A 12,195-nucleotide genomic window follows, 5' to 3' on the forward strand; every position below is an offset into this window, starting at 1 on the left:
TGTCTTTTTTATTAGGCCAATCCTTTAATATTAACTCATTAATTAATCCTATACAAATTTCAAATTCCTATGAAAATTGCAATGCATATTTTCTTTTGTCTAGTTCTAATAGATAGTCTTTATTCACAGGTGAAGATCAATTCCGCAACTTTTGGGGCTATTGAAGCCAGGGCGATGGGTCCTGGAACTATGAGTGGTAGAATTACGGCGATTGAAGGGGTGAATCAGGATGGGAAGACACTTTATATTGGAACTGCCGGAGGGGGTGTTTGGAAAAGTACAAATGCTGGGGCCTCATTTATTTCAATTTTTGACAAGTATTGTCAATCTATTGGAGCTTTGGCTATTGATCAAATGAATCCTTCAAACATTTTCGTAGGTACAGGAGAAAGCAATATGAGGAACTCTGTTTCAATTGGAACAGGTTTGTATAAATCAAACGATGCCGGCGCCAATTGGATAAAATTAGGACTTGATAGCACAGAACACATTAGTAAGGTGATATTGGACCCAAAAAATTCTAATACGATTTATGTTGCTTCCCCAGGACCACTTTGGTCAGATAGCCCCCACCGAGGATTATATAAATCAATGGACGGAGGAAGAACATGGGATAAAATATTGTTTATTGACACGAAGACAGGATGTGCAGATATAGCAATAGACCCCAACAATCCTTCAATTATTTATGCCACCACATGGGAATTCAGGAGAACGCCATATTCCTTTAATTCCGGTGGAAAAGGAAGTGGGTTTTATAAATCTTCCGACGGTGGCAAAAACTGGAAAAGGATAAGCAAAGGCCTTCCTGAAGGTGATTTTGGAAGAATTGCACTTGCACTTGCCCCTAGCGCACCTCAAAATCTTATAGCAATTGTAGAATCCAATAAAACAGGGCTATATATATCTTCTGATGCTGGCGAAAGCTGGAAACAGCAATCGGCAACGATGAATGTTGTGTCAAGACCTTTTTATTTTTCCACAATTGTGGTAGATCCAAAAGATCCTAAGAGAGTATACAGGCCGGCTTTTAATTTTTCTTATTCTGATGATGGAGGGTATTCATTCAATGATGCTTCCAATGATGGAGGTTGGGTACACTCAGATCACCATGCCTTATGGATTAATCCAAATAATACTAACTTTTTAGTTTTGGGAACGGATGGTGGAGTTTACTTAAGCAACGACCGCGGAGCAACCTTTACTTTTTGCCAAAATCTACCTGTTGGACAATTTTACCACATTGCGGTTGATGATGCGAAACCTTATAATATTTATGGAGGGTTGCAGGATAATGGAAGTTGGATCGCACCATCTGCAAAACCAGGCGGAGTTTCCAATGGTGATTGGAAAGGATTGTATTGGGGTGATGGATTTTGGACGATACCAGATATGTCTGATGCTGGAACAGCATATGCGGAAGCACAAGGAGGAAATATGGCCAGAATAGATCTCAATACGTTTAAGTCTTATCCAATTCAACCAAAGCAAACTTCACTGGAGGATAAGTTGAGGTGGAATTGGAATACTCCTATAATAAACGGGAAGAACAATAGAAAAAACCTTTATGTAGGTGCGCAATATCTTTATAAATCAACTGATCAGGGACAGAATTGGATTCGAATTTCCCCAGATCTCACCACCAATAATAAAAACAAACAGCAGCAGGAAAATTCCGGAGGATTAAGTGCAGATAATACCAGTGCTGAGAATCATTGTACCATATTTACTGCAGCGGAGTCTCCACTAAACGAAAGTATCATTTGGGTGGGAACAGATGATGGCAATCTACAGGTAACCCTTAATGGTGGAAAAACCTGGAAAAATGTATCGGAAGAATATATAAAAGCAGGCATTCCTGCACAAACCTGGATATCAAGTATTGAACCATCCAGATTTGATGTGAATACAGTTTATGTCACTTTAGATAATCACATGTATGGAGACCACAACACATATCTAATAAAAACAAAAGATGGTGGAAAAACCTGGAATAGACTGAATAATTCTGAATTTACAGGATTTGCGCACAAAATTGCTGAGGATAGGATGAACAAGGATTTACTATTTCTTGGAACGGAAATGGGGATGTTTGTCAGTCTAGATGCCGGAAATAATTGGTTCAGGATGAAAAATAACATTCCTGAATTTGCCTTGGTAAGAGACATTCAGGTACATCCCTCTGAGAATGCTTTGATTATTGGGACACATGGTAGAGGGGTTTATGTTTTTGATGATATATCTGCCTTAAGGACCATGAATAAGGAAGTAGCTGAAAAGGAAATCCATCTATTTAAAATTAGCGAGATGGTGCTTTCAGACGGTAAATATGGAGGAGGAAGTCCATTTTCAGGAGGGTGGAATGCACCCAATCCGGAGGAGTTAGTTCCAATTCAATATTATCTTAAAGATCGACTTATGGATGGAGATGTAAAGATTGAAATTTATGATCAAGATAAAAAATTAGTACAAAGCATTCCCGGAGGAAAGCGAAAAGGAATTAATAAAGTTTATTGGAATTTTAGAATGAAACCCCCAAAAGTGGCAGAAGGAGGGACTAAATTGGATTTTGGAGGATTTTTAGCACCACAGGTTTTACCGGGAACTTATTCAGTAAAGCTTAAAGTTGGCGACAGAGAATTACAAGACCAGATTATCTTGATTCATAGAGATGAGAAGAATTATACATTGGAAGACAGGAAGTTACAATATGAGGCTGGAATGAAGTATTTCAAGATGCATGAGGACTTGGCTAAGACAGTAGATGACATTAATAGAGAACAGAAACTGATTAAAGAATCTAAAGAGAAATTTAAATCTAAAAAATCAAAAGAAGCTGCTGATCAATATTTTGATCAACTTGAAAATCTTAGATCAACATTGTTGGCTACCAAACAAAAATCAATTTTTGCCGATGAGACCAAATTGCGGGAAGAGATAACTGAGGCCTATGGTGCAGTAGTGCAAAGTCAACAAAGACCATCTAATTTATCCATTGAACGAATACCAGTTTTACAAAAACGCATCGACCAGTCCAAAGCGACTTTTCAGGAAATAAAGGATAAACAAGGATCCAAATTTCTTAAGCATCTGAAAGATGAAGGGCTTAATTTGCCTTTAAAATCGTAATAACTGAAAGTTTAAGTTTTGAGATTGCTTACGAATCAAAGCCAGAGGAATATTAGCCAACATTGAAAGGATTCCAATAAAATTCAAGAAATTCTAAAGCTTGGTATAATTTTTGTTGCCAAATAGAATGAATGAATGAAACAATCGGCAGTGGAAGTCGATTGTTTAAATTGATCTAATTTGGAACCTATATTATTTTATTTGTATTGTTTGGGTCAAAGATTGACCAAAGACTTAGCCATAAGTTCTGGTAAACAAGAGGTTATACCCCAATTAGATTTAACATTTATAAGATTTTTTCTTTGGAAAAGTTTCCATTTAGGAATCCATTATAGAGCAAGTGAGTTATGCCCTTTACAGGTTTGGAGTACTTCGATTAGAAATACTTGAGTGAATGAATGAATGAAACCAAAAAAGGCGCCATCGAAAGATGAGCGCCTTTTTGGCTTTGTACCGAAAGTGGGACTCGAACCCACACGACTTTAAAGGTCACTGGATTTTGAGTCCAGCGCGTCTACCAGTTCCGCCATTTCGGTGCAGGCGGGTTTGTTACGGGGAGCAAAAATAAAGATTTTCCAATACTGAAGAAATAAATAAATCAATTTGAGCAATTATTAGCCTCAATGATTTGAATAATCAGGTTTGACTAAGTTCTTCAGATATTAAATTATCCGTATCATCTGAGTCCTGGTCAAAACTCAAAAGACTGTTGGGCAAACTTTTCCGACTAGTTAAGCCAAGTTTCTTAAGTTTCATGGCATGGTCAACCAGATTGCCTTTACCATCACGAAGTTTTTTAATGGCCTCACCATAAGCCTCGCTTGATCTGTTTAGATGCTTACCAATTTCTTCCATACTTTCTGCAAAACCAAGGAATTTGTCCAATAAGCGTTCCCCCTGTTTTGCAATTTCTATTGCATTACGATTTTGACTTTCCCTCTTCCAAAGATCAGCAATCAGTTTCAGAGCTGCAATAAGATTAGTTGGACTGATTAACAACACTCTTTTGTTATAGGCAAAAGACCATAGGTCCCTATCTGCCTGGATTGCAACCATATAGGCGGGTTCAATTGGTATGAACATCATCACAAAGTCAAGAGATTTGGCAAGTTGTTCATACTTCTTACGACTCAATTCTTCTATGTGATTTTTAATAGATTGAATATGTTGTTTAAGAGCTTCTGTTTGTTCTTCTTTTGAATCGGAACTGCAAAAGCGATCATAAGCAACAAGTGATACTTTTGAATCAATTACAATAGTTCTTTCTTCAGGCAGGTAGACCATAACATCGGGCCTGAACTCCCTACCTTCTTCATCCTTTAAACTTTCCTGAATTACATATTCCCTATTTTTCTGAAGTCCAGATTGATCCAATATACTTTCCAAAATAATTTCGCCCCAATTTCCCATTTTTTTGGCATCACCTTTTAAGGCAGAAGTCAAGTTTTTTGCATCGTTACTCAGTCGGTTATTTAGTTCAATCAATTCTTTTATACGATCTTCCAGGCTGAATCTTTGTTTGGATTCTTTGTCATAAGTTTCTTCCACCTTTTTTTTAAAACTATCTAAATTTTCGCCGAGTGGTTTAAGCAGGTTTTCGATATTATCTTTATTAGTTTGAGTAAATTTTATTGATTTCTCTTCCATGATTTTGTTCGCCATGTTTTGGAATTCTGTCATAGATTGATTTCTAAAATCTTCAATTTCCTTTTTATGTGTTTGCAGTTTCTCAAGTAGATAGCGATTATCCGATTCAATTGTGTTAAGCTTTTTTGACAATTCTGTAATTTCAAATTGTTGAATGGTGTTCGTTTTTTTTTGTTCGTCAAGATCGCTTTTCAAAATACTGAATTGTTGTCGCGCATTTTCAAGTGTCGCTTGAAGAGTAGATCTTTCGGCAATTAGATTAGTGAAATTTAAACGAGTCTCTTCCAATTTTTGAAGATTTTGAGAAAATTCAAATTGAACTCTATTATTTTGATCTTGTAAAATTTGGTTTTGAGTAGTTAGGTCATGACTTTTTCTTTCTAATTCCAGATATATATCTTTACTTACTACATTTGATTTATAGATGAGTAGTACAACAATTCCTATTGATATTCCAATAAGGAGATACAATATTTCAATGGGCATAGGGGTATGTTTGAAATTAAAATAAATATTCTCAAAAATTAAAAGCCTAACGGCTATCAAGAGTTAAAGATAACAATGCTTAAGAGAATATTATATATTGAAAAGAGTCATCTTATTTCAGTCCAGAACATTCTGCGATCGCCAATAAATCCTTCAAGAAAGTCACCAGATTGAACCGATCCCACACCTGAAGGAGTTCCAGTGTAAATGAGATCTCCTGCATTTAACCTAAAATAAGTGGAGAGATAACTGATGATTTCACTAAAGGAAAATATCATTTCTCTGGTATTTCCGGATTGTACCAATTCTTTATTTTTTAACAAGGAGAATTCAATATTTTGAAGGTCAAATTCTTTTTTATCAATAAAATCACTCAAAACAGCTGAGTTATCAAAAGCTTTTGCAATTTCCCAAGGAAGCCCCTTATTTTTACACTCTTGTTGGAGATCCCTGGCAGTAAAATCTATTCCAAGTCCGATATGACTATAATGTTCTACAGCTTTATTTAAAGGTATTTGTTTTCCTGGTTTTGAAATTCTTAAGACTATCTCTATTTCATGGTGGATATCCTTACTGAAATCAGGAAGGTAAAAGGCCTTATTTTCTCTAAGAAGTGCAGTTGAAGGTTTGCAAAAAATAACCGGTTTGATTGGTACCGGATTATTTAGTTCTTTTGCGTGTTCAAGATAATTTCTTCCAATACAAAAAATGGTCATACTATGAATATCTAAGTATTAACAGAGTGTCAAATAGACTAACTATGACAAACCGCATAAGTTTTTTACCTCTTTCAATGTTTCAGCAGCCCGCAATCTAATTTCAGCAGAAGATTTTTTGATTTGATCCTTGACTGCCTTCTTGTCTTGAAGAATTATTTCTCTCCGGGCTTGAATTGGCTTTACCAGATCAATGATTGCATCAGCAACGGTATCTTTTAGAATACTGTATTTTAGATTCCCGGATTTAAAAGAACTTAATAGCTCATCGTATGAATCTTTTCGGCCACACGCAATTAAAATGGAAAAGAGGTTTTCGGTTCCAGGAGCCATTTTTGTAGGATCGTTTCCTGCATCAGTCACAGCTGAACGGATTTGTTTTCTAATTTGGTCTTCTGAAGCAAAAACATTGATGTTGTGTTTATCTCCCGCACTGGCACTCATTTTTTTTAAAGGGTCAGCGGTGGACATTACTTTTGGTATTTCTGTATACATTGGTTCAGGCATAACAAAGTAATCTTTACCTACTACGTTGTTAAACCTTTGAGCAATGTTACGAGTAAGTTCCAAGTGTTGATCTTGATCTTTTCCGACAGGAACATAGTCGGCTTTATAAATAAGTATATCTGCAGCTTGAAGCACCGGATATGTAAATAATCCAGAGGAAATAAACATATCTTTATCTTTTTCCTTCACTTGTTCGGACTTATCCTTAAACTGAACCATTCTGCTTAATTCGCCATAACTACACATACACCCCAAAATCCATCCTAGCTCCGCATGTTCGGGGATCATAGACTGAATAAAGAGGTTTTCTGGCTTAATCCCACACGCAAGCAAATTGATGGTAAGCTCCCAAACATTTTCACGAAGCTTAGCGGGATTATAAGGCATGGTCATGGCATGATAATCTACGATTCCATATACACAATTATAATCTTCCTGAAGATTTACCCAATTCTGGACAGCTCCAAAATACCTTCCCAAGTGCAAATTACCTGTAGGTTGGATGCCTGAAAGAATTATTTTTTGACTCATGATTTTGAAAATTATTTATAGGCTATACATGATATCTCAACATTTACACCTCTTGGTAACTCAGCAACTTGGACCAATTCTCTTGCAGGAGCACCTTGAGTTGGAAAGTAGGTAGCATAGACCGCATTAATATTGTTAAACTGTTTAATGTCCTTGACAAATACTGAACATTTAGAAACATGTTCGAAATCCATTCCAGCAGCATGAAGAATGGCCCCCAAATTATCAAGTACACGATGAGTCTCAACCTCAATATTAGAAGTGATCAATTCATTAGTCTTTGGGTCCAAGGCAATTTGTCCAGAGACATATAATGTATGACCCACCTGTATTGCCTGACTATAAGGTCCTATAGGTTTTGGAGCATCTTCTGTATAAATTACTTTTCTCATGGTTGATGTGGTTTAAAGTCAGAAAGCCCCTAATAGGGGCTTCCATGATATAAATAATATATCTCGTAATCAAATATACAATATAAAGGTTATTTGATTAAAAACTTTTAAAGGCTTTATTATGCCTCGGCAGTTGCCTCTTCAGCAGCTTTGATCACGACATGCCCTTTGTAGTACAAATTACCCTCGTGCCAGTGTGCATGATGCATGATATGTATTGCACCAGTTGTTTTACAAGTCGCCAATTGAGGAGTTTCTGCCTTATAATGGGTTCTTCTTTTTCTTTTGCGCGTTTTCGAATGTCGCCATTTTGGATTAGGCATAATCTTTAATTTTAATTAGTTTTCAATTTTTTAAGTTCATCCCAAATGGGATTTCTTTCCTTAGTTTTTTCCTCTTTTTGAATATATTTCAGAACTTCCAGATTGCAAGGTGGTTCAGCTAAAGAAGAGCAATCAAATCGCTTAATTAGCGGGACCGAAAGACAAGCATAATCGTAAAGCAATTCTCCAAAGGCCAACTCGTGTGCATCAGGAGCAAGATGGACAAGATCCGGATCGTCCGATAAACCTTCAGCCCTTTTTACAACCAACTTATAGGATTTATCAATCGGAAGTTGGATATCAGCAAGACATCGGTCACAGGAAGTGGGAATAAATCCTTTAATATTCAGGTTTATTACCAAAAGATCAACCTGCTTGTCAAGATTAAGTTTGACAACAAGTTGAGCCCTATCGATAGGACTTGCCTCAAAATGTTTAAAAAACTCATCTTCTAAACGGAACTCATATTGATGAGATCCATCCAACAGCCCTTTGACCGGTATTGCAAACTGCTTTAAGAAATCCATAAAATGAACGTTTCCAAAATTTGGACTGCAAAGGTATGATTAATTCCTAAAAATCAATCAAAATTTGTAAAAAACTTATCTTTGAGTAGTTCTATACCTATATGACCTATATGAATTAAAATCAAATGATAAAAAAAGTTGTTGACGCACCCCATTTCAAAGTTGAAATTTCGGGCTTTCTTGAAATTTTTAAACGGTCAACCTAGGTTAGGTTGGCCTTGGGCATTATTAAATTTCAAGAATTGGCGTCAACCCGGACATAAATTTCCGGTTAAATTTTTTACGACTAGGATTTAGATTTTTTTTCCATAAATGGCTTTAGATTTATGGCTGATTGAAGGAACAATCATACAATTTAATCATGAAAGACCAGGATAACAGTTCTTTTACGTTTGCAGACATGGGCTTGTTTTTACGAAGCAAGTTATTCAAGTATAGTCTTATACGTATAGGAATTTTTCTGTTATTACTTTGGATTGCGCATTCATTTATTCTTACTTTTTACACCAATCATGGACAGAAACTTAAATTGGGCAAATATGTTGGAATCCCCCTAATCGATGCAAAAAAACATGCTGATCCAAGAGGTTTTGAAATTATAGTAACAGATTCAATTCATTTAATTGGCAAAAGAGGAGGGGTTATTATTTCACAAGTGCCTAAACCCGGGTCATTGGTTAAAAGAGGCAGGAAGATATATGTAAGTATCACAAGGTATAATCCAGATATTATTGATTCTGAGGAACTTATTGGCCTTTATGGAAAAAAATATGAACATAAGAGAGCTGAGCTAGAGTCTTTATTTCAACTTAAAACCAAGATTGCAGGTGCAGAATATGATCCCGGTCCGACAGGACATATATTGAAAGTATTGTATCATGGAGAACTGATATTAGACTCCAAAATACAGAAAAAGGGGATTAAAATATCTAAAGGCGATACCTTGCAAATAATAATTTCTAAGCAAAAGGATGGGGAAATTGAAATACCAAACCTAAAATGTAAAACGCTGACAGAAGTAAGGTTTGAACTTGAAGCCTCACAACTTCTGTTAGGTGATATTAACTATGATGGTGAAATTGACGAACCAGAAGAAGCTTATGTTATCAAGCAGGAGCCCATGTATAAATCCGGAAGTTCCATTAAGTTAGGCGAAAGAATTAGCATTACCATACACCAAAATAAACCTCAAGACTGTGATAATCAATAGAATGTAATTTAATTTGGACTTTTTTTATACGCAAAAATGGAGGTCACCGTTAGAAATTAACTTAAAATAGAAAAGATATATGGACGATATTTCTGTACAGGAATTGAATGAAAGGCTCAAGAAAAAGGAAGAAATTATCTTAATTGATGTCCGAGAAACCCATGAGCATCAGGAATTTAATATTGGGGGTGAATTGGCAACCTTACAAACAGATTTGCCATTAAAAATTTTGGAATTGGCTGGACACGAAGATGATGAGATAATTGTTTATTGCAGAAGTGGCAACAGAAGTGGTTTAGCAAAGCAATTATTTGAAAAGGCAGGATTTAAGAGGGTACGTAATTTATTAGGGGGGATGCTTTCATGGAAAGAAAACCTACCAGCTTAGAAAAGTTATAATTACTTGGTCCTATTGAACTTGAAAAATTATGTTCAAAATTAAACCGGTTCTTATCTTATTTCTTGATTAAGAAGCGTTAAAGCACCAATGAGAGTTAGTAAGCTTTTTATTTTATTTGGACTTTTAACCTTAAGTCTGAATGCGCAATATACTGAGCATACGACTATTGTTGATGGTGAAGTTGTCAGGGTTTTAGTAATGGAGGGAGATACAATCGTAGTTGCACAATTGGAAAGAATATCGATTACTGCACCTAAGGAATTCGATTATTCTGATGAACGCGAAAGATATGCAAAGTACAGAAGATATGCTGCTGTCGTATATCCTTATGCTGTTCAAGGAGTTAGATTGTATACTCAGTTATCAAAAGAAACCGAAGGCAAATCAAAGCGCGAAAGGAAACGTTTATATAAGGAAATATCCAAACGGCTTGAAGATGAATTTGAAACACCTTTAAAGAATTTGAGTAGGACTCAGGGATTAATTTTAACCAAGATGATGGAGAAGGCAATAGATAGATCATTTTATGATATCATAAAGGAATTTAAAGGTGGTTTTTCAGCTTTATATTATAATGAGTTCAGTAAAGTTTATGGATATCGACTAAAGGATAAATACATTTTTGGAGCAGATCCAGTTATGGATGCAGTACTAGAAGATTTTGATGTAATGAAAGATGTTCAACAATGATTACCAAAAAAGTATGCTGGCAAAGTCCATCAAATCTTGCCATTGTTAAATATTGGGGGAAGTATGGAATGCAAATTCCAATGAATCCCTCCATTAGCTTTACTTTGGATAGAAGTTATACCGAGACAACAATAGAGCTTTTAACTCAAGGAAAAGGGAACATTGAATTTACTTATGATGGGAGTAAGAATGAAAAGTTTGCTAATAAAGTAAAACGATTTTTAAATGCACTGGAGCTTTATTTTATTAATGACTTTGATTTGAAGATAGACAGTAAAAATACTTTTCCTCACTCTGCCGGCATTGCCTCTTCGGCATCGGCCATGAGTGCAATAGCATTGTGTATTACAGAGTTGCAATTTAACCTTGAAGGAAGAGATATACGATCAGATGAATTTTTAAAAATGGCCTCATATAGATCTAGATTAGGAAGTGGGTCAGCCTGCAGGTCATTATTTTCAACAGCATCACTCTGGGGTAGAATTCCAAATGTACCACAATCTTCAGATGAATATGGAATTGACTGGTCTGCAAATGTTCATAATAATTTTAAAGATATTCAGGATTGGATTTTCATCATTAACAAAGAGGAAAAATCCGTGTCTTCTACTGCAGGACATGAGCTCATGAAGCTACATCCATATAGGGATGCAAGGATCCAACAGGCAAATGACAATATTCATAAATTGATCAAAATTTTATCGGAGGGAGATTGGAATGGATTTATCGATATATGTGAGGAGGAAGCACTTACTCTGCATGGATTGATGATGAGTTCGAGACCGGGATATCTTTTGCTTGAACCAGATTCCATTAGAATTATTCAAGCTATCAGGAAGTTCAGAAATGAAACGAATATTAATATTGGTTTCAGTATAGATGCAGGGCCTAACATACATATGCTTTTCCCTCAAAAATTTATGTCAGAAGTAGCCTCATGGTGCAAGACTAGTTTTGGGGATTACTATAATCATGGCAAAATAATTTTTGATCAAATCGGAAAGGGTCCTAAACAAATAATATTATGAGAATTCAAATATTATTAGGTATTATTTTTACAATATCAAACATTTGTGCTCAGGGCAATGCTTCAGCACAAGGATCAAAAGTTAAGAACAATTCTTATGATAGGTTATTAAATACATTATTAAAACATTCTGTTCCTGAAATAAATGCAACAGAATTGGTTACTCGAATGGATGAATTTATTTTACTTGATACAAGGGAATTAAGAGAGTATGAAATTAGTCATTTAAGGGGTGCAAGGTGGGTAGGTTATTACAACTTTAAAATTCAAAAAATAATTGACCTTAATAAAGATTGTCCAATCGTTTGTTATTGTTCAGTTGGATATCGTAGTGAGAAAATCTGTGAACAACTTAAAGCAAATGGATTTAATGATGTTTCAAATTTATATGGCAGTATTTTTGAGTGGGCAAATTTGGGGTATCCATTGTATGGCAGTGATGGAAAATTGACAAATTACATACATGGATTCTCAAAACTGTGGGGACGTTATATGAATAATAAATCTTATGTAAAAGTGTACAAATAGATACCGAGAAAAAATTCAAAATATTTCATTTTAGTCAACCACAGAACTATTGATCTTTTTTAGATTTTCCTTAATTGACAGG

Annotated in this window: 12 protein-coding genes and 1 tRNA gene; 6 read left to right on the plus strand and 7 right to left on the minus strand. The window is 35.4% G+C overall.

The window, feature by feature from the left end; genetic code table 11:
• The first annotated feature begins 69 nt into the window (after nucleotides 1-69).
• The gene (locus IPJ53_01985) at nucleotides 70-3,129 is read left to right on the plus strand and encodes a glycosyl hydrolase (GenBank protein ID MBK7797859.1); all 3,060 of its coding nucleotides are present in this window, start codon (nucleotides 70-72) and stop codon (nucleotides 3,127-3,129) included.
• A gap of 451 nt (nucleotides 3,130-3,580) precedes the next feature.
• Here IPJ53_01985 and IPJ53_01990 read toward each other — a convergent pair.
• The 7 genes from IPJ53_01990 to IPJ53_02020 all read right to left on the minus strand — a co-directional run bounded on the left by IPJ53_01990 (nucleotide 3,581) and on the right by IPJ53_02020 (nucleotide 8,258).
• Nucleotides 3,581-3,665 (minus strand) — tRNA-Leu (locus IPJ53_01990).
• 100 nt (nucleotides 3,666-3,765) lie between these two features.
• Nucleotides 3,766-5,262 carry a DNA recombination protein RmuC gene (gene rmuC, locus IPJ53_01995; protein MBK7797860.1) on the minus strand — a complete coding sequence of 499 codons (1,497 nt, stop codon included), beginning with the start codon at nucleotides 5,260-5,262 and terminating at the stop codon, nucleotides 3,766-3,768.
• 107 nt (nucleotides 5,263-5,369) lie between these two features.
• Nucleotides 5,370-5,978 (minus strand): fumarylacetoacetate hydrolase family protein, encoded by a 609-nt coding sequence (locus IPJ53_02000; GenBank protein MBK7797861.1) that lies wholly within the window; start codon nucleotides 5,976-5,978, stop codon nucleotides 5,370-5,372.
• A 42-nt stretch (nucleotides 5,979-6,020) separates the two neighbouring features.
• Complete coding sequence (gene trpS, locus IPJ53_02005) at nucleotides 6,021-7,016, minus strand: tryptophan--tRNA ligase (GenBank protein MBK7797862.1); 996 nt, start codon at nucleotides 7,014-7,016, stop codon at nucleotides 6,021-6,023.
• Nucleotides 7,017-7,027: 11 nt separating this feature from the next.
• On the minus strand, nucleotides 7,028-7,408 hold the full coding sequence (locus IPJ53_02010) for a RidA family protein (protein ID MBK7797863.1): 381 nt from the start codon (nucleotides 7,406-7,408) through the stop codon (nucleotides 7,028-7,030).
• Between the two features lie 119 nt (nucleotides 7,409-7,527).
• Nucleotides 7,528-7,731 (minus strand): 50S ribosomal protein L32, encoded by a 204-nt coding sequence (gene rpmF, locus IPJ53_02015; GenBank protein ID MBK7797864.1) that lies wholly within the window; start codon nucleotides 7,729-7,731, stop codon nucleotides 7,528-7,530.
• Nucleotides 7,732-7,742: 11 nt separating this feature from the next.
• Nucleotides 7,743-8,258, minus strand: a complete 516-nt coding sequence (locus IPJ53_02020) for a DUF177 domain-containing protein (GenBank protein MBK7797865.1) — start codon at nucleotides 8,256-8,258, stop codon at nucleotides 7,743-7,745.
• 361 nt (nucleotides 8,259-8,619) lie between these two features.
• Here IPJ53_02020 and IPJ53_02025 point away from each other — a divergent pair, with 361 nt between their 5' ends.
• From IPJ53_02025 to IPJ53_02045, 5 genes are all read left to right on the plus strand, one after another.
• Nucleotides 8,620-9,468, plus strand: a complete 849-nt coding sequence (locus IPJ53_02025) for a hypothetical protein (GenBank protein MBK7797866.1) — start codon at nucleotides 8,620-8,622, stop codon at nucleotides 9,466-9,468.
• Nucleotides 9,469-9,547: 79 nt separating this feature from the next.
• On the plus strand, nucleotides 9,548-9,856 hold the full coding sequence (locus IPJ53_02030) for a rhodanese-like domain-containing protein (GenBank protein MBK7797867.1): 309 nt from the start codon (nucleotides 9,548-9,550) through the stop codon (nucleotides 9,854-9,856).
• 99 nt (nucleotides 9,857-9,955) lie between these two features.
• Complete coding sequence (locus IPJ53_02035) at nucleotides 9,956-10,558, plus strand: DUF4294 domain-containing protein (GenBank protein MBK7797868.1); 603 nt, start codon at nucleotides 9,956-9,958, stop codon at nucleotides 10,556-10,558.
• The gene (locus IPJ53_02040; GenBank protein MBK7797869.1) at nucleotides 10,555-11,586 is read left to right on the plus strand and encodes a diphosphomevalonate decarboxylase; all 1,032 of its coding nucleotides are present in this window, start codon (nucleotides 10,555-10,557) and stop codon (nucleotides 11,584-11,586) included. Before IPJ53_02035 ends, IPJ53_02040 begins: the two co-directional genes overlap by 4 nt.
• Nucleotides 11,583-12,113, plus strand: a complete 531-nt coding sequence (locus IPJ53_02045) for a rhodanese-like domain-containing protein (GenBank protein ID MBK7797870.1) — start codon at nucleotides 11,583-11,585, stop codon at nucleotides 12,111-12,113. The genes IPJ53_02040 and IPJ53_02045 overlap by 4 nt, the downstream gene beginning before the upstream one ends.
• Nucleotides 12,114-12,195: the final 82 nt, after the last annotated feature.

This window comes from Candidatus Vicinibacter affinis (assembly GCA_016714365.1).
Lineage (GTDB): Bacteria > Bacteroidota > Bacteroidia > Chitinophagales > Saprospiraceae > Vicinibacter > Vicinibacter affinis.